The 18,334-nt window shown below is 67.6% G+C and carries 16 protein-coding genes and 1 pseudogene; 6 read left to right on the forward strand and 11 right to left on the reverse strand.

What is annotated here, in order from left to right; translation table 11 throughout:
• The coding region (locus VIG79_RS01690; RefSeq protein ID WP_331881314.1) for an integrase core domain-containing protein at positions 1-356 on the forward strand (356 nt) is incomplete at its 5' end.
• Positions 357-466: 110 nt separating this feature from the next.
• On the opposite strand, the gene VIG79_RS01695 is transcribed toward VIG79_RS01690, so the two are convergent.
• Positions 467-2,101, reverse strand: a complete 1,635-nt coding sequence (locus VIG79_RS01695; protein ID WP_331881316.1) for a xylulokinase — start codon at positions 2,099-2,101, stop codon at positions 467-469.
• A complete protein-coding gene (locus VIG79_RS01700) occupies positions 2,098-2,847 on the reverse strand; it encodes an L-ribulose-5-phosphate 4-epimerase (protein WP_331881318.1) in 750 nt (249 codons plus the stop codon). Before VIG79_RS01700 ends, VIG79_RS01695 begins: the two co-directional genes overlap by 4 nt.
• 548 nt (positions 2,848-3,395) lie before the next feature.
• On the opposite strand from VIG79_RS01700, the gene VIG79_RS01705 reads away from it, so the two are divergent.
• Positions 3,396-4,391: a LacI family DNA-binding transcriptional regulator gene (locus VIG79_RS01705; protein ID WP_331881320.1), complete on the forward strand. Its 996-nt coding sequence runs from the start codon at positions 3,396-3,398 to the stop codon at positions 4,389-4,391.
• Between the two features lie 11 nt (positions 4,392-4,402).
• Here the strand turns inward: VIG79_RS01705 and VIG79_RS01710 are convergent, their stop codons facing one another.
• Both VIG79_RS01710 and araA read right to left on the reverse strand, forming a co-directional pair.
• Entirely contained in the window at positions 4,403-5,455 is a 1,053-nt protein-coding gene (locus VIG79_RS01710) for an aldose epimerase family protein (protein WP_331881323.1), read from the reverse strand.
• A 13-nt stretch (positions 5,456-5,468) separates the two neighbouring features.
• Entirely contained in the window at positions 5,469-6,974 is a 1,506-nt protein-coding gene (gene araA / locus VIG79_RS01715; RefSeq protein WP_331881326.1) for an L-arabinose isomerase, read from the reverse strand.
• A gap of 385 nt (positions 6,975-7,359) precedes the next feature.
• Here araA and VIG79_RS01720 point away from each other — a divergent pair, with 385 nt between their 5' ends.
• The 4 genes from VIG79_RS01720 (at position 7,360) to VIG79_RS01735 (ending at position 12,257) form a co-directional block, all read left to right on the forward strand.
• Entirely contained in the window at positions 7,360-8,541 is a 1,182-nt protein-coding gene (locus tag VIG79_RS01720) for a substrate-binding domain-containing protein (protein WP_331881329.1), read from the forward strand.
• A 46-nt stretch (positions 8,542-8,587) separates the two neighbouring features.
• Positions 8,588-10,150: a sugar ABC transporter ATP-binding protein gene (locus tag VIG79_RS01725; protein ID WP_331881332.1), complete on the forward strand. Its 1,563-nt coding sequence runs from the start codon at positions 8,588-8,590 to the stop codon at positions 10,148-10,150.
• Positions 10,147-11,199 carry an ABC transporter permease gene (locus VIG79_RS01730; RefSeq protein WP_331881334.1) on the forward strand — a complete coding sequence of 351 codons (1,053 nt, stop codon included), beginning with the start codon at positions 10,147-10,149 and terminating at the stop codon, positions 11,197-11,199. The genes VIG79_RS01725 and VIG79_RS01730 overlap by 4 nt, the downstream gene beginning before the upstream one ends.
• A 170-nt stretch (positions 11,200-11,369) precedes the next feature.
• Positions 11,370-12,257: an ABC transporter permease gene (locus VIG79_RS01735; protein ID WP_331881336.1), complete on the forward strand. Its 888-nt coding sequence runs from the start codon at positions 11,370-11,372 to the stop codon at positions 12,255-12,257.
• Between the two features lie 148 nt (positions 12,258-12,405).
• Here VIG79_RS01735 and VIG79_RS01740 read toward each other — a convergent pair whose 3' ends face one another.
• From VIG79_RS01740 to VIG79_RS01765, 7 genes and pseudogenes are all read right to left on the reverse strand, one after another.
• Positions 12,406-13,038: a PfkB family carbohydrate kinase gene (locus tag VIG79_RS01740; protein ID WP_414672563.1), complete on the reverse strand. Its 633-nt coding sequence runs from the start codon at positions 13,036-13,038 to the stop codon at positions 12,406-12,408.
• Positions 13,039-13,069: 31 nt separating this feature from the next.
• Positions 13,070-13,264 (reverse strand): annotated as a pseudogene (locus VIG79_RS19700) (2-dehydro-3-deoxyphosphogluconate aldolase); the annotation flags it as partial.
• Positions 13,261-14,700 (reverse strand): mannitol dehydrogenase family protein, encoded by a 1,440-nt coding sequence (locus VIG79_RS01745; protein ID WP_331881340.1) that lies wholly within the window; start codon positions 14,698-14,700, stop codon positions 13,261-13,263. The gene VIG79_RS01745 and the pseudogene VIG79_RS19700, both read right to left, overlap by 4 nt.
• Entirely contained in the window at positions 14,697-15,899 is a 1,203-nt protein-coding gene (locus VIG79_RS01750) for a UxaA family hydrolase (protein WP_331881342.1), read from the reverse strand. The genes VIG79_RS01745 and VIG79_RS01750 overlap by 4 nt, the downstream gene beginning before the upstream one ends.
• Complete coding sequence (locus VIG79_RS01755; RefSeq protein WP_331881345.1) at positions 15,868-16,194, reverse strand: UxaA family hydrolase; 327 nt, start codon at positions 16,192-16,194, stop codon at positions 15,868-15,870. Before VIG79_RS01755 ends, VIG79_RS01750 begins: the two co-directional genes overlap by 32 nt.
• On the reverse strand, positions 16,194-17,225 hold the full coding sequence (locus VIG79_RS01760) for an alcohol dehydrogenase catalytic domain-containing protein (protein WP_331881348.1): 1,032 nt from the start codon (positions 17,223-17,225) through the stop codon (positions 16,194-16,196). The genes VIG79_RS01755 and VIG79_RS01760 overlap by 1 nt, the downstream gene beginning before the upstream one ends.
• A 111-nt stretch (positions 17,226-17,336) precedes the next feature.
• Positions 17,337-18,272 (reverse strand): sugar ABC transporter substrate-binding protein, encoded by a 936-nt coding sequence (locus tag VIG79_RS01765; protein ID WP_331881350.1) that lies wholly within the window; start codon positions 18,270-18,272, stop codon positions 17,337-17,339.
• Positions 18,273-18,334 lie beyond the last annotated feature (62 nt).

Here is an 18,334-nt window from a genome sequence, read left to right on the forward strand (position 1 = left end):
CACGTTTCACGGCAACCGGATTGATCCACCATTCGAACGCCGGCAGTCAATACACGTCGCTGGCGTTCAGCCAAGAGCTCGCTGACGCCGCGATCGCCGGCTCCATCGGTACCGTAGGCGACGCACTCGACAACGCGCTCATGGAGTCGACGATCGGGTTGTACAAGACCGAGGTGATCCACCCCCGGCCCAGGACCTGGACGTCCCGGTCAGAGGTCGAGCGGCAAACCGCTCGCTGGGTCGCCTGGTACAACGCCAACCGGCTGCACTCCTCAATCGGCTACCGGACACCCCTCGAAGCCGAGAACGACTACCGTCAAGCAACCACCGCGGCCCCCGCCCCGGACGTCGCGTAACCAACCAGCCCTCCGCAAGATCCAGGCGGGTTCAGCGGCACTGATTCGACCCAGGTCGCTGGAGCGGTTCCCACCGGGCGGGGTGGGGTGAACATTGTTGACTTGGTGCGCTAGATCGACCCGGGGGGCGCCGTCAGGAGTTCGGCGGCTTGTCGCTCGATGGGCAGACCAGTGCGGTAGCTGCTCATGTACGCGGCAAATCCGGCCACCTCACTCGGGTCGGCGACGAGCGTTTCGAAGGAGTCGTCGTCGAAGATGTTCTCGCTGAGGTACCGGGATAGCGTCAGGCCGTCGGAGCGCTCTGCGCGGTACGCGGCCAGGAGAGCCATGCCCCACGCGCCGCCTTCGCTTGCGGTGTCAGTGACCGCGACTGGAGTGTCCAGGGCGGCCGCCAACATTCGCTGCCCGACATCTCTGGTGGTGAAGAATCCGCCGTGCGCATACAGCCGGTGGGGTCTGATGCCTTCGGTGGTGAGGACGTCCATGCCCATCCGTAGCGCACCGAGTGTCGCGTTCAGCTGCGCGCGGACCAGGTTTGCCAGAGTGAATCGGCTTCCTGGCTGCCGCAGCAGCAGCGGCAGCCCGTGCTCGACGCCGACCACTGGCTCCCCGGAGACGAAGTTGTAGGCCACCAAACCGCCGGCATCGGGTTCGCCGGACAGTCCGATTCGGTAGAGCTGCTCGAAGAGCCGGTCGGTGTTCTGGGTGGCACCGAACGCGGTGGTGACTTCGCCGAAGAGCGAGACCCAGGCGTCGAGCTCGCTGGTGCCGTTGTTGCAGTGCACCATGCCGACCGGGTTTCCCTCTGGGGTGGTGACGAGGTCGATCTCGGGGTGGCGGGCGCGCAGCTCTCGGTCGAGGACCACCATGGCGAAGATGCTGGTGCCGGCGCTGACGTTCCCGGTCCCGGGGGTGATGCTGTTGGTGGCCACCATTCCGGTTCCTGCGTCGCCCTCCGGCGGGCATAGTGATACGCCGGTCTGGAGCTGGGCCGTGGGGTCGAGTAGAAGCGCTCCGCCGGTGGTGAGCTGTCCAGCGGCCACGCCGGCTGGGAGAACGGCGGGTAGGACCTCCGCTAGCGTCCACGGGTAGCCTCGGTCGGCAATCAGCTCGTCGAACCTGGCGACCAGGGTCGTGTCGTAGGTGCCGGTCTGGACGTCGATCGGGAACATCCCGCTGGCGTCGCCCACGCCGAGGACATTCTCGCCGGTCAGCCGGTTGTGCACGTAGCCGGCCAGTGTGGTCAGGTGTCCCAGGCGCGGAAGATGTTCCTCGTGGTCGAGGACTGCCTGGTAGAGGTGGGCAATGCTCCAACGGTGCGGGATGTTCTGGTCGAACAGGTCGCTGAGGTCCCGGCTGGCGGCGTCGGTGTTGGTGTTGCGCCAGGTCCGAAACGGCGCGAGCAGTTCGCCGTCGTCATCGAACGCGAGGTAGCCGTGCATCATGGCGGAGACCCCGAGTGAGCCGACCGTGTTGAGCTCGACGCCGTAATCCTGATGAACGTTGTCGGCGAGCTGGGCGTAACAGCTCTGCAGGCCCGCGACCACACTGGTCAGGTCGTAGGTCCACAGTCCGTCGATGAACTGGTTGCTCCATGCGTGGGCGCCTGTGGCGATGGGCCGATGGGTGGGTCCGATGAGTGCAGCCTTGATTCGGGTCGAGCCGAGCTCGATTCCTAGGGCGGTGTGTCCGGACCGGATGCTGTGGGCGACCTCGTCGCGATCAGGCGAGTCGTGCGCGGTCATGACCGCCCTCCCGGTAGCGAGCCGTTGGTGTCGGCTCGTTCGTCCAGGGTGGGCTCGCCAGCAGGGGGCTGGCCGTAGACGTTCTGGTAGCGGTCGTACAAGGCGTCGATGTCCTGCTGCGCCAGGCGAGCCGGCTGCCCGAGCTGTCGCGCGATGTGCACGGTACGCGCGACCTCTTCGAGCATGACGGCCGCCTTGACCGCCGCCCGGGCGGTGGCGCCGATGGTGAACGGGCCGTGGCCAGCCATCAACACCGCCGGGGATCGGCTGGTCCGAAGGGTGTCGACGATGCCGCGTCCGATCGAGTCGTCCCCGATGACAGCGAACGGGCCGACCGGAATGTCACCGCCGAACTCGTCGGCGATCATCGTCAGGACGCAGGGGATGGGCTCGAAACGGGCGGCCCAGGCGGTGGCGTAGGTGGAGTGCGTGTGCACGACCCCGCCGACGTCGGGCAGGTGCCGGTAGACGTAGGCGTGCGCTGCCGTATCGGAGGACGGCGCCCGCTCCCCGTCTACTAGCACGCCGTGCAGGTCGGTCACCACGATCGAGTCCGGGCTCAGGTCGTCGTATGACACCCCGGACGGCTTGATGACCAACAGGTCCGCTTCCGGCACCCGGGCCGAGACGTTGCCGGCGGTCCACACCACCAGCTCATAGCGTGTCAGCTCTGCGTGCAGGTCGGCCACGTCGCGCCGCAACTCGGCTACCGTCGCACGGACGGCATCGGTGAGAGGGGTCGTCACTGGTCCTCCACGCGTCATGAGTGCCTCTGTCGGTCAATGTTAACGCTATCAGCAATCATGGAGGCAGTCCAGCGAGCCACCGCGCCAACCGGGCGCCGGAGATGCCTCCGGCTGAGGGACCCGAGTGCTCAGCACAGATCTCCAGGCGCGCACCCGCGTGGCCAACTTCCACCCAACCAGATCCCCGGGCCGTGGCCGGCGTGGTTGGGTCGACGTTCGTAGCCCCCCACCTGTCAGATCGCTGAAGCCTATGTCTGACAGCGTGATTGAGTGGAGGCTCAGGCTGATCAACCGAGGAAACTCTGTACTTGAGCGACCCGCGAAGCCACGAGTCTCGCCCTGTCCCAGACGGCGGCGCCGTCAGATCTCACTCGACCCTGTGGTCGGGAACAATGTGTGTCCATCGGTTCGCGAGGAGGTTTGGTGCAGCCGCTCCAAGATGGCACAATGCGGAAACACAGGCGGCCAAAGCACGCGTGTTCACGTTCTCAACCATGTCGATCTGAGACCACTATGAGCGCAGCACCTTGAACGCCCGACCGGCCACGATGACCGATGTCGCGCGTCTGGCCGGGGTGTCGGTGATGACGGTGTCGCGGGTGCTTAACGGCAGTCAGAATGTCGCGGCCTCGACACGGACCCGGGTCGAGGCGGCGTTGTCGCGACTGAGCTACCAGCCCAACATGATGGCTCGCGGACTGGTCAGTGGCCGGTCCGGGACAATCGGCGTGATCACCTTTGACACCGTGTTGTACGGGCCGGGTTCGGCGCTGCTGGGAATCGAGCGGGCGGCCCGGAAGCGCGGCTACGGGGTCAGCATCGTCACACTGTCCAACCCCACTCGACAGGCGATGGCCGACGCCCTGGATTCACTGACCCAACGTTCCGCCGACGGTGTCATCACGATCACGCCGCAGATCGCCTCGGCCAACGCGCTCGAGCAGCTGGCGGGGTCGGTTCCGCTGGTCTCGGTCGAGGCCGGCCACCCGGGGGTCGCGCCCCTGGTCCGGGTGCATCAGCGCAGCGGCGGGAGAATGGCAACAGAGCATCTGCTGGACCTCGGGCATGAGACCGTCTGGCACATCGCCGGTCCCGACGACTGGTTCGAGGGGCGGGAACGGGTGGAGGGGTGGCGCGAGGCGTTGTCCGAACGCGGCGCGCCGGCTCCGCGGCTGCTGCGTGGTGACTGGTCGGCGGCGTCGGGGTACGCCGCAGCGCAGTCCATTCTCGACGGCACGGCGGAAGCCACGGCCGTGTTCGCGGGCAATGACCAGATGGCGTTGGGCTTTATGCACGCCATGTTCGAGCGAGGCATGACCGCACCACATCCCATCAGTGTGGTCGGCTTTGATGACATTCCGGAATCAGGCTTCTTCTCGCCGGCGCTGACAACGGTGCGGCAGGACTTCGACGAGCTGGGGCGGCGCGGAGTGGAGCTGCTGGCTTCGATGCTTGCGGGGGAGGACGTTCCTCGCGACTTGGTCGCGAATATCGTTCCTGAGCTCGTCGTTCGTGCTAGCTCCGCTAGGCCGACCCCAGCGTGATGGATCCGCCGTTACCCTGCGAGCTGCAGGCCCAGATCCCAGATCGTGATGGACCTGAAGATCTCGCCAGGTCGTAGCACCGTGGACGGAAGTTGCGGCCGGTTGGGAGAATTGGGCGCGTGCTGGGTCTCCAGGGCTATCCCGGCGCCTTGGCGGTAGGTTCGCCCGTGGGGACCGGTAACCGATCCGTCCAGAAAGTTGCCGCTGTAGACCTGGAGCCCGGGCTGGTCGCTGCTGACCGTGAGCGTCAGCCCGGAGCGAGGGCTGAACAGCGTTGCATGACGGCGAAGACCGTCACCTCGGACGTCGAAGTGGTGGTCGAGGCCGTGGGTCAGCAGCAGCTGCGGGTGGGGGTTTCGAGTCACGTCCCCAATGCGCGTGCCGGCGTTGAGGTCGAAGGGTGTTCCCGCGACGGACTGCACGTGCCCCAGCGGGATCAGCTGGGCGTCAACCGGCGTGTACGTGTCAGCGTGAACGGTCAGCAGATGGTCGTCGATGCCGTTGCTCAGGTGTCCGTCGAGGTTGAAGTACGAGTGGTTCGTCAGGTTGACGACCGTCGGCGCCGTTGTCCTCGCCTCGTACAGAATACTGACCGAGTCGTCGCGGACCTCGAAGGTGACCTGCACAGTCAGAGCGCCTGGGAAACCTTGGTCCCCGTCCGGGCTGACCATGGCCAGGCGCACAGCGCAGTCAGTGGTGGACACCGTCTGCCACAAGCGGCGATCGAAGCCGTCCCGTCCGCCGTGCAGAGCGTTACGGCCTTCGTTGGTCGCCACGACATGCTCTCGATGGTCCAACCGGAAGGAACCGGCGGCGATCCGGTTCGCGTACCGTCCGACGGTTGAGCCGAGATAGGCGGTGGAAGCCAGCCGGGCGCCGAGGGTTGCATGAGCCAGGACGAGCTCCTGGGCCGCTCCGTGACGGTCCCTCGTCACCAGCGAGTTCACGCTAGCCCCTAGCTCCGAGACTCGGAGCTGAGGGCCGGCGGCTGCGGCCTTCAGCGTGTGCGCGTAAACGGGGGTGCCGTCCGTCATCCGCCCGACTCGGGCAGTACCAACGCTCATCGAGCGCGCCCAGTCACAGCCCGGCAGCTAGACGTTGGTAGGCGTTGTTCCACCGCAGCTCCTGACCAAAGCGTCGGGGGGTGGTGTCGGCGTCGATGAACGCGAGCTCGGTGTTGGTCATGTCGGCGATGTGAGTGACGACGTCGGCGGTCAGGGCCGATGAGAGCACCGTGTGGTGTGGGCCGCCAGCGGCCAGCCAGCACTCAGCGGAGGTGGACAGGTTCGGCTCGGGTTCCCACACGGCGCTGGCGACCGGAAGTGCTGTCAACTCCTCGTCGGGGGGCACCACCGTGATCTCGTTGCCCACCAGCCGGAACCGGTCACCGAGGTCACAGATGCCAACGACGATGCCCGGGCCGGCCGCGGCGGAGAACTTCAGCCGCACCGGGTCGTCCCGGTCGCCGATGCCCAGCGGGTGGATCTCGAGCGTCGGTGTGGCGTCCGCAATCGATGGGCACACCTCGAGCATGTGCGAACCGAGGATCCGTTGCGGGCCCGGCCCGAAGTGGTACGTGTAGTCCTCCATGAAGGACGTCCCGCCGGGCAGCCCGAGGGCAGCGGCTTTGAGGGTGTGCACGAGAATCGATGTCTTCCAGTCGCCTTCGCCGCCGAAGCCGTACCCGTCGGCCATCAACCGCTGGACGGCCAGGCCGGGCAGCTGCCGTAGGCCGCCGAGGTCCTCGAAGTTGGTGGTGAAAGCGCCGAATTCGCCGTCAGTGAGGAAGGTTCGGAGTCCGGATTCGATACGGGCGCCTTCACGCAGGCTGGCGCGGCGGTCACCTCCGGCGCGCAGCTCCACAGCGACGTCGTACCGGTCGTCGTACTCCTGGACGAGCTCGTCGACCTGTGCGTCGCTCACCTCGCGCACGACCATCACGAGGTCGTTGACGCTGTACGTGTTCACCGAGACCCCGAAGTGAAGTTCGGCCTCGACCTTGTCGCCCTCGGTGACGGCAACGTTGCGCATGTTGTCCCCGAACCGGGCTAGCCGCAGCGACCGCATCGCCGCCACGCCCAACGCGGCCCGAGCCCACTTCGCGATCCTGGCCACGGTCTCGACATCCGAGACATGACCGGCGACGGTGACCCGGGGGATCCCGAGGCGGGTCTGGATATAACCGAACTCGCGGTCGCCGTGGGCGGCCTGGTTGAGGTTCATGAAGTCCATGTCGATGCTCGACCACGGGATCGACCGGTGAGCCTGCGTGTGCAGATGCAGCAGCGGCTTCCGGAGGCAGTCCAGGCCGGAGATCCACATCTTCGCCGGCGAGAACGTGTGCATCCACGCGATCACCCCGACGCAGGCCGGGTCGTCGTTGGCGGCCATCATCACCCCTCGAATCCCGCTGGCGTCGGTCAGGACAGGCTTCCACACCACTACCACCGGCATCTGGGCACTCGCAGCCACTAATGACGCAACCTCTTGGGACTGGAGCGCAACCTGGTCCAGCGTCTCCGGCCCATACAGCCCTTGGCTCCCGGTCAGGAACCACACCTCGTGGTGGGCGGCATCGCTCATGGTCCGTACCTTCCTCGTCGAGCCCTCGGCGGCAGCACCGCCGCGAGTGACGTGATGTTAGCGTAAACAGACATTGGGTACCAACGCGGTCCTCACCGGTCCGGCTGGCGAGGCGGTCACGTTCCCGCGAAGCCATCCGGTCGCCGATCCCACTGCAGCCGCCGGGTTTTCCCGTCGGAAGCGTGGCCGCCACTGGCTTACTGCGCCTCTCCTCGCGCCCGGCTACAACCGGGGTCACGGGTGGGTGTCAAATCCTTGACAAACCGATTCTGTTGGTCCATGTTATCGCTAACCACATCCTTGGACTATGGATGCGAGCCCCCGCACTACCTGGCATCGGCGCCTTGCCGAGGCCACTGACACCGAGGCAAGGGAAACCGCAGTCATGACCGTTCGTCGAACGACCGTCGTCTCCATCTCCGCGGCCGCGGCCGTGGCCGTCCTGGCTGGCTGTAGCACCGGCACCACGACCGGCGGAGGCGCCGCCACCTCGGCCGCCTCGTCCTCGTCGAGTGCGCCGTCCGCTTCACAGACGGTGGGCGATGCCGCCGGCGGGGTCCCCGCTGCGATCAAGGCGGCCGGCGGAACCGAGCTGCTCACCACCACCAAGCCAGCCGGCGTCGAGGGGCAGTACGGCCCGGTCTGCAAGGCCTCCGACCTGGGCATCGCGAAGATCGACTTCAAGTCCGACACCATCGGGTGGGCGCAGTCCGAGAAGGAGGCGAACCCCTTCCGGATCGCGTCGACGAAGTCCCAGGTGGACACTGCGGCCAAGAACGGATGGAAGCTGTTGACGACGAACGCCCAGTCCAACGTGCAGCAGGAGAACAGCGACATCAAGGGGATGATCGACAAGGGCGCCAAGGCGATCATCTTCTCGCCCATCAACTCCACCGGCCTCGGCGACGCGATCGCCTACGCCAAGGAGAAGAAGGTGGCGATGGTCCCGGTCGACCGCAACATCACCGGCGTGACCGGTTGTCAGAGCGTCGGACCGCAGCTCGGCTCGGACTTTGTCCAGCAGGGCCGCCGCGCTGCGGACGCCATGATCAAGGCCACCGGCGGCACCGCGAAGCTGGCCATCCTCCTCGGCGCGTCCGGCGTCAATGTCACCGACGACCGCACCGCCGGCTTCCTCGACCAGCTCAAGGCCAAGAACGCCACCGGCGTCGAGGTGATCTTCCAGCAGACCGGGGACTTCACCCGCGAGAAGGGTAAGAGCGTCACCGAGACCCTGCTGCGCTCCCACCCGGAGGTCAACGCGATCTACGCCGAGAACGACGAGATGGGTCTCGGCGCGCTGGCGGCGCTCGATGATGCCGGCAAGTCCGGCATCGACAAGGTGCACATCGTCTCTATCGACGGGACCAAGGGCGCCGTGCAGGCCATCGTCGACGGTAACTTCGACGCCGTCATCGAGTCCAACCCCGCATACGGTCCCTCCGCGCAGGCCGCGCTCGAGGCCTACGTCAACGGTGCCGGTGCCCCGGCCGTGACGATCACCACGGACAACCAGTACGACAAGAGCAACGCCGCCGAGGCTCTCTCGTCCGGTACCGCGTACTGATCCAGTCCTTCTCACAACGCCGGCCCCCGACTCTCGAGGAGTGGTTGTGACGACGACGACCAAGGACGGCCCCGTTCTCGCGGTGCGGTCACTGACCAAGAGCTTTGCCGGGGTCAGAGCCCTCGCTGACGTCTCGATGAACCTGCACGCCGGGTCGGTCCACGCGCTCGTCGGGGAAAACGGGGCCGGCAAGTCGACGCTCATCAAGCTGATGACCGGCGTGTACCAGCCGGACGCCGGTCAGGTCGTCTACCGGGGCGAAGAGGTCTCCTTCTCCTCGCCCCGGGCGGCGCAACTGGCCGGCATCGCGACGATCTACCAGGAAGTGCACCTGGCGCCGCAGCTGTCGGTGGCCAGGAACTTCTTCCTGGGCCGCGAACCGACCCGGTTCGGCTCGCTCGACCTGAGACGCATGAACCGGGAGGCCCACACGGGTCTGCAGCGTCTGGGCATTGTTGCGGACGTCCGGCGGCCGCTGGGCGAGCTCGGACTCGGCATCCAGCAGATGGTCGCCATCGCCCGCGCCGTCTCCACCGACTCCAGCGTCGTCGTCATGGACGAACCCACCTCCTCCCTCGAACCCAGGGAGGTCGAACGGCTGCTGTCGGTCGTCGACCTGCTCAAGACCGAGGGACACGCCGTCGTCTACGTCTCCCACAAGCTCGACGAGGTGTTCCGTGCCTGCGACACCATCACCGTCCTGCGGGACGGGCGGTTGGTCTGGACCGGGCTGACCGAACAGACCAACCGTCGTGAGCTGATTTCCCGGATGCTCGGTCGCGAGCTGGCCGAGGTGGATGGCCATCTGACCCGGCTCGCCGGTCGGCCAGCCGTCGCCGATGTCGATCCGATCCTCACCGCGACCCACATGAGCCGTCGACTCGTCCTGGATGACGTGTCCGTCGTCGTCCGCCCCGGCGAGGTCGTTGGCCTGGCTGGTCTTCTGGGCTCGGGACGCAGTGAAACCGCTAAAGCGTTGTTCGGAGCCATGCCCCTGGACGCGGGCGACATCAAGGTCGACGGACAGCCGCTGCGGCACCAGACGCCCGCCTCACGAATCCGCAAAGGGGTCGCGTTTCTGCCCGAGGACCGCAAGGCCGAAGGGATCATCCCGGAGCTGTCCATCCGCGACAACATCGGACTGGCAGCCCTGCCGCAGCTGACCACCGGGGGATTCGTCTCGCGCAGCAAGCTCGACGACATCGTCGAGGTGTTCCTCGACCGCCTACAGATCAAGGCCTATGGGCCGGGCCAGCCCGTCGCCGAGCTGTCCGGAGGTAACCAGCAGAAGGTGCTCCTCGCCCGGCTGCTCTGCCTCAACCCGCGCGTCCTGCTCCTCGACGAACCGACTCGCGGTATCGATGTCGGCGCCAAGGCGGAGGTGCAGGGCCTCATCGCCGAGCTGGCGGAGAAGGGGATGGCCGTCGTGTTGATCTCCTCCGAGCTGGAGGAGGTGGTCGAAGGCTCCGACACCGTCATCGTGCTCCGCGACGGGGCCCAACTGGGGTCCCTGTTTGGCACCGACATCACCGAGGACACCATCATGGACATGATCGCCGACGCCGCCGCTGAGGACGCCGCCGACGTCGAGAACCAGGCAGCCTCATGAGTGCCACCGAGGCCCCAGGCGCTCCCGCCGCCGACCCGGGGGCCACCGGCCCACCACCTGAAGGTCAACGCGGCCTGAAGCAGACGTTGCACGTCGGCGACTCTTGGACCGCCTGGCTGAGCCAGCGTGGCGTCTACAGCGCCCTGCTGCTGCTGTTGCTCTACAACGCCGTGGCCACCAACAACTTCCTCACCGTTGCCACCATCCAGCTGTTGTTCGCCCAGCTTCCGCCGGTCATCATCGTCTCGCTCGGGATGGCTCTGGTCATCGGCACGGGGGGAGTCGACCTCTCCGTCGGCGCCACCATGGCCATCGCCAGCGCGGTCCTGGCCAGGTTCGTCGTGACGGGGGGCAACGGCTTCGGCCAGCCCATCGCCATCGCCATCGTGGCGGCGGTCCTGGTGGGCCTGCTGGTCGGCGTCTTCAACGGGGTGGTTGTCGCCGTCGCCGAAGTCCAGCCCATCGTCGCGACCCTCGGGATGCTCGTGGCCGGCCGTGGCATCGCCCTCGTCATCACCGGTGGCGCGCTCATCGAGCTGTTCGTCCCGTTCTTCCAAACCGTCCGCCAGGGCAGCCTCTTCGGCATCCCGTACATCATGTGGGTCGCCGTGCTGCTCGCTGGCATCATCGCCGTCGTCGTCCGCCGCACCGGCTTCGGCTACCGAGTGCTCGCCATCGGTGGAAACCGCCGGGCCAGTGGACTCGCCGGCCTGCCCGTCCGCCGCACGCTGATCACCGTCTACGCCATCTCCGGCACCCTCGCTGCGATCGCCGGAGTCATCGCCACCGCGCGTCTGCGAGCGAGCGACCCCTCCTACATCGGTCTGCTCATCGAGCTCAGCGCCATCACCGCCGTCGTGGTGGGCGGCACGGCGCTCAGCGGTGGACAGGTCCGCATCCTCGGCACCGTGGCCGGCGCCATCTTCATCCAGCTTCTCGAGACCACCCTCGTCTCCCACAACGTGCCCGACTCCGGTGCCCGCATCGTCGAGGCCATCATCATCATCGCCGCGGTCTACAGCCAGCGCCTGTCCGGGAAAACCCGATGACCCCGGGCTCGCGCCGAGAAGACGCGTTAGACACCGACCCTCAGCAGGTCGTCGCCGTCGCCCCCGACCGTGGCGGCCGCACCGCAGCTGTCGCCAGCCGGCAGAAGGTCACATCTCTGCTCTCCCGAAACGCCGCCGTCGTCGGTCTCGTCGTCGTCATCGTCCTCGGCGTGCTCACCGTGCCGACCTTCGGCTCGGCCGACAACTTCCGCAACGTCGCGCTGGCCGCCTCGTTCATCGCGATCATCTCCGCCGGCATGACGTTCGTCATCATCAGCGGCGGCATCGACCTGTCCGTCGGATCCACCTATGCGCTGGCCGTCATACTCAGCGCGATGTTCTCGCAGTACGGCTCGGTCGCTGCCATCGTCGCGGCGCTCGGCGCCGCCACCCTCGCCGGTCTGGTCCAAGGGCTGGTGATCGCTTGGCTCCGGCTGCCGGCGTTCATCGTCACCCTCGCTGGGCTCACGGGCATTCGGGGTTTGGTTTTCCTCATCACAGATGAGGGCAACGAGGTGCCGAAAGTGCCTGGCTTCAAGGTGTTCGAGACCTTCGGCACCGGATCGCTGCTGGGTATTGGGAACCCGGTGTGGTTCGCGCTCGTCATCTTCGCCGTTGCATGGTGGGTACTGAACCGCACCGCCTTCGGTCAGGGGATCCAAGCCATCGGCGGGAACACGCCCGCCGCCGAGCTCATGGGGCTGCCCGTGCGGCGCTCGACGACCATCGTGTACGCCATCAGCGGCGCCTGCGCCGGCGTGGCCGGCATCCTCACCACCGCTCTCTCCGGCGGCGGCCAGGAAGCCCGCATCGGCGACTCCTACGAGCTGTCGGCGATCGCCGCCGTGGTCATCGGCGGGACCCTGCTCGCCGGCGGAGTCGGATCCATGGTGGGTACATTCGCCGGCGTGATGTTGCTTTTCGTCATCCAGAACCTCATCGTCCAAGGCGCCAACCTCAACTCCTACGTCCAACAGGTCGTCTCCGGCGCGTTCCTTCTCATCGTCGTGATCCTCCAAGCTGCCGTCAGCCGACGAGCGCATTCTCCTGGCGCTTAGCCAAGAGACCACAGCCCCGGAGAAGCCGCTCACGGCGATGATCAGACGGCCTCAGGGTTCGTTCTCAGTCGGCACGAGAGGGCAAGCGCGAGCGACGAGACAGTCATGCGGGCGAGGCCGTTGGCGGATTCAGCCGTTTCGGCGGCGTTCAGCGGCGTACTCGGGCGTTGCCTCCGTGGGCCAGCCGATGGACGTCGTCGAGGCTGGCCATCGACGTGTCGCCTGGGGTGGTCATCGCCAGCGCGCCGTGGGCTGCGCCGTACTCGACGGCGGTGTCTGGTGGTTGCCCGGTGAGGAGGCCGTAGGCCAGGCCGGCGGCGAAGCTGTCGCCCCCTCCTACTCGGTCGAGGATGTCGAGTCCGGGACGTACGGCCGCGTGGTGGAATCGTCCGTCGGACCAGGCGATCGCCCCCCAGTCGTTCGTCCCGGCACTGCGGACCGTTCGCAGCGTGGTGGCGACGACGGACAGGTTGGGGTATCGCTCGATGACGTCGGAGATCCTGAGCTCGAACGTTTCGGGATTAAGGGATGCGCTGGCCCCGTTGTGGCTGGGCGGTTCGGGCACGTCGAAGCCGAGGGCTTGTGTGAAGTCTTCCTCGTTGCCGAACATGACGTCGACGTAGGGAGCGAGGGTGGCGTTGACGGTCTGGGCGCGCGCCTGGCCGCCGTAGGCGTCCCACAGGCTGGCTCGGTAGTTCAGGTCGTAGGACACGACCGTCCCGTGGTCCTTGGCCGCCCGCGTGGCGCTCTCTGAACCGCGCGCCGGCGTCGACCGCCTCATCGACCTGGCTGGTTCGCAGTACCGTTCCTGCGCCAAGGAGGAGGTCGTGGTCCTCGGCGAGGCAGGCCAACGCCTTGGCTGCGGCGGCGGTGCGGAACGTCACCTCGAGGCCGGGCAGCCCGCCCGCCTTGAGTGCCTGGGCGACCGGCCGGGCGTCCTCCGGTCGCTCGATGACCGCGACGGGGACGATCCGAAGCTGCGCCAGCTTCTCCTCCCACGTGGTCATCGCTCGCTCCTGCGAATCGCTGCGGTGACGTCGCCCTTCCACAGGTCGGCGGCGTACCGGTGGACCTCGTCTCGGAAAGAGACGTGGTGCCGCATGTCCGGTCCGAAGATGGCCTGCACGGACAACAGCGCCTCGACCGCCGCCGCAGCCCCGACCGGCCGACGGGGTTCTGGCAGCAGGCGGTCAAGGGTGGGGTCGACGACGCCGAGCTCCTTGGCGCGGGGCCCGAGAGCACAGGTCGCGAATGCGGCGACCACCAGACCCAGCCGCTGAACGGGGGCGCCAACTGCGAGCCGATCGGTGACGCTGGCCAGGATCCGGCCCGGCAGCTTCTCCGCGCCGTCACCAGCGACCTTTCGCGTGGTGTAGCCGAGCCGGAAGTTCCCGAACCGGGAGAGGGTCACCCGCGCGTACGCCGCCAGGTCAACACCGGGCGGTGGGGTGAGCGTTGGAATCACCTCGTGGACGAGCATCTCGCTCACGAACTCGCGGAGCCGGGGGTCGCCGTAGGCCCGGTCGATCTCGGAGTGCCCGGCGAGCAGACCCAGGTACGCCAGCGCCGAATGAGCTCCGTTGAGGATGCGGACCTTCGCGCGCTCGAACGGGAGGACCTCGTCGACGAGCTCGACGCCCACGCGTTCCCATGGTGGCCGACCGGAGGGGAAGTGGTCCTCGAGTACCCATGCCGAGAAGGGTTCGGTGACGACCGCACAGTCGTCTGCACGCCCGGTCAGGTCGTACGCCTCCTGGCGGACAGCGTCTGTGGGCTCGGGAACCATGCGGTCGACCATGGACGACGGGAAGGAGACGGTGGTCTCGATCCAGTCGGCCAGGCCGCCGCCGCGTTGAGCGGCCAGGGCCGTCACGACCCGTCGGGTGGTCTGACCGTTCGCGCGCAGGTTGTCGCAGGAGCAGATGGTCGGTGCCGCGATGCCCAGCGCACGCCGCCGTGCGAGCGACTCGACGAGGACACCGGGAAGCGATGTCGGCCGGCTCGGGTGAGCGATGTCGTGGGTGACCTCGGGGCGTGCGGGATCGAGGTCGCCCGTGGCCGCGGTGCAGCAGTAGCCCTTCTCGGTGACGGTGAGGGTCACGACGGTCACTCGCGGGTCGGTGAGCCGGTCGAGGACCGCGTCGAGGCCGTGTGAGGGCACCGAAAGGGCGTCCCGGATCGAGGTGACCGGTCGAGCACGGTCTCCGGACTCACCCCGTTCGATCACGAGGTAGCGGTACCCCTGGCGGCGCAGCGCGGACGTCAGCTGGGAGGAGTGCAGCGACATCGCGGTGATGCCTCCGGCGGCCGAGCCGGTCGCCAAGACGGCGTCGGCGTACACCGCCTGATGAGCGCGGTGGAATGCGCCGACGCCGATGTGGGCGACCGTCGGGACGATGGTCGACGCGTCGTAACGAGGCGGGGCGAGCAGGCCGGCCGTCATCGCGCCATCGGCAGGCACGAGGGCCCGGCCGGCTCGGCGGACTTGTACGTCAGGACGAACTCACGATGTCCGAGGCCCTCGCTCGCGGTGGGCTGACCCGCCGCCGTCGCTACGACGACGTCCATGAGCTCCTGTGCGACCTCGGCGATCGTTGCTCCCCCGCCGAGGATCCGACCGGCGTTGACGTCCATGTCCTCCGACATGCGGGCATACGTCTCGGGGTTCGCGCAGACCTTGACCACCGGCGAGATGGCCGAGCCGACCACGGAGCCACGGCCGGTCGTGAACACGACCAGGTGCGACCCGCAGGCGATCAGCTCGGCAATCTCGGCGTTGTCATTGATGTTGGGGAATCCCCACCGGAGGTCCCCCTCGGGGACGACGTCGAGCAGGTGCAGACCTCGGGTCGGTGGAACCTGGCCGGGCGTGATGACCCCATGGATGGGTCCGGTGCCGGACTTGGCGTAGGCGCCGAGCGACTTCTCTTCCTGCGTGGTCAACCCGCCCTCGGCGTTACCGGGGGAGAAGCTGCCGTGTCCCATCCTCGTGTAGTACTCGGCGGCCTTCTCGACCCGGGCGACGATCTGCGCGCCGAGCTGCGGAGTCACCGCGCGGGACGCCATGTGGGCTTCGCACCCGATCAGCTCACCGGTCTCCTCGAAGATCGCGGTCCCACCGGCCTCGACGAGCTCGTCGAAGAACCGGCCGACGACGGGGTTGGCGGTGATGCCGCTGGTTCCGTCGCTGCCACCGCAGATCGTCCCGACGACCAGGTCGCTGACGGCCATCTCTCGGCGCGGGGTGGTCGAGACGGTCGCCAGGGCGGCCGCGACCCATTCGCGTCCCGCGGCCACCGTGGCGCGGGTGCCGCCGGCCCGCTGGATCACCAGGCTGGCCACCGGGCGCCCGCTCGCGGCGACGACGGCCTGCAGGCGGTCGCGGTCGAAACCTTCACAGCCGAGCGAGACCAGCAGCACCGCCGCAGTGTTCGGGTGTGTGCACAGCCGCTCGAGGATGAGGTGGGCGTAGGAGCTCGGGTAGCAGCCACCGAACCCGATGACGTGCACGTCCCCGTCGACGAAGGGTGCGGCGATGCTGCCGGCCACCATGTGCGCGCATTCCACCGTGTAGACGACGGCGACGGTGTTGCGGATGCCGGTCCGGCCGTCACTCCTGGCGAAGCCCGTGATCGTGGACATCAGCGCCTCCTCGGTGGTCGAAGGTCCGGATGTAGCTGCTGACGAGGTTGTGGGTGTGAACCCAGTCGCCGACCTCGATGCGTCGCGTGGCCAACCCGATGGCCATCCCTCCGCGAACCACGGGCTGCCCGAGCTCGATCGTCGCAGCGGCCACCTTGTGACCCAGCTCGACGTCGTCGTCCACCCGCACTGCGGTCTCCCCAACGGCTACCTCGTCGCCGGCGTGGAGGTGAGTCGTCGCGACGTAGACGTTGTCGCACTCGGCCAGCCGGAGCAGTCGGCCGTCCTGGGCCATCACGACTCCTCCGGACCGACGTGGACCACGGCCTTGACAAGATGATCGTCATCGGCAAAGCCCGGCAGGTCGGTGCATACGGTCTCGAGGGTGGAGCGGTGCGTCACCCACGGAAGGGGGTCCAGGCTGTCGTTGGCCACCAGTTCGACCACCGCCGCCCAGTCCTCGGCGACCGCGTTACGGGAGGCGTGCAGGTCGAGCTCGCGCCGGTGGAACGTCGGGTTGTCCAGGCTGAGCACGCCCATGGTGTGCCCGACGAGGACGAGCCGCCCCCCGGCGCCGGTCATCGCTACCGCCTGCTCCATCGAGCCGCGGCTGCCGGTGGCGTCGAACACGAGCGACGGCAGGTCCGCGCCACTGCGCTCGATCACCTGGGACAGCAGGTTCGGTCCGGCGAGGAGAGTCTCGACCTTCGCGGTCCGCTCGGCGAAGCCCAGACGCAGCTCCGAGATGTCGGCAACGAGGATCGAGTCCACCCGGCCGGCCAGGCACTGGGCGATGGCCAAACCGATCGGCCCGACTCCGATGACGAGCACCGAGTCCGATGCCTCAGGCCGGCCCCGCTCAACCGCGTGCATCCCGATCCCCAGCGTCTCCACGAGGGCGAGCTGGTCCAACGTCAGGTCGGCTCGCGGATACAGCGCGGACATCGGGACGAGCATCCGCTCATGGAGGCCTCCATCGACAGTCACACCCAGCACGTCGACGCGCTCGCAGCAGTTCGAGCGGCCAGCGCGGCAAGGACGACAGCGGCCGCAGGTGAGGTACGGCATCACCGCGCATCGGTCGCCGACCGATATCCTCGGATCGGCGTGGGTGGGACCGAGCGCTAGCACCTCGACCGCGAGCTCGTGGCCGAGAACCCGCGGGTACGAGAAGAAGTTCTGCTCTCCGGCGAACGCGTGGAAGTCCGTGCCACAGATGCCCACTCGTCGAACGGCGACCAGTGCCTGGTCGAGGCCCGGAGCTGGGGGTTCAGGCGCCTCGCGGCTCTCCAGTCGGCCCGGCTGGTGCAACAGGACTTCGCGCATCGTCGTATCGTCCTCGAGGTCAGTGGGAGCCGAGCCGTGCGAGTCTCGGCTCGTCGTTCGTTGGCGCAAGCGCCGTCCCGGCCGGACTGAGCCGGCCGGGAGGTGATGCGCCTACTGCCAGGCGTCCTTGAACTGGCCCGCGTTCTCCTTAGTGACCAGGGTGACGCCGGTGTCGATGGCTTTGTCGTAGGCCTGCCCGTCCAGGGCGCTGACCGCTGCCTTGATGCCGAGGTTCGTCATCTTGAACGGTGACTGGGCCATGGTGGCCACGGTGTCGCCGGCGAGGATCAGCTTCGACATGTCCGGGTCACCGTCGTAACCGAAGATCTTCAGTGGGCGGTTCTTCTGCTTCGCGACGGTAGACGCGCCGATGGCGGGGGAGTCGCAAGCCGAGTAGATCGCCGTCAGGTTGGGATAGCGGGTCAGCAGGTCCTGGGTCACCGTCGCGCCGATCTTCGGGTCGCACGTCGTCTGCTGACCGCCCTCGACGACGGTGATCCCGGTACCGTCCAGCTGCTTCTTGACGCCGTCGATCCGGGCGTCGAGTGCGGGGACGCCCTTGACTGCGATCAGCAGACCGATCGTGTCACCGGACTTGAGCTGGGTCTTGATGTAGTCACCGGCCTCGATGCCGCCCTTGACGTTGTCGGTCGCCGAAACCGCGTCCGGGGTGAATCCCGGCAGCGTGTTGTCGACAAAGACGATCTTGACGCCCGCTTGCCTCGCCTTCTCGAGTGCGGGGATAACGCCAGGCCCCATGGGCGAGACGACGATCGCCTTGTTGCCCTTGGTGACGCTGTCCTGAATCTGGGCGATCTGGCACGGGGTGTCGTCGTTGGTCTTGCAGGCCAACGTGGTGAGCGTCACCTTCGTCGGGTTGTCGGTGGCGTACTTCTTGGCGCCCGCGATCATGGCGTCCCAGAAACCGCCGGTCGCCTTGGTGATGAGGGTGACCTTGACCGGCCCGGAGTCGGCCGCGGCCGATGACGTGGCGCCACCCCCGCCGACGGCGCTGTTGGAGCCTCCCGAGCTCGAACAACCGGCCACCAGTACACCCGCGGCCGCGATAACGCCGAGAGCCTTCCATCGTGTTGTCACTGCGTGCTCCT

It is taken from the genome of Lapillicoccus sp., assembly GCF_036559105.1.
Classification (GTDB): Bacteria; Actinomycetota; Actinomycetes; order Actinomycetales; family Dermatophilaceae; genus Lapillicoccus.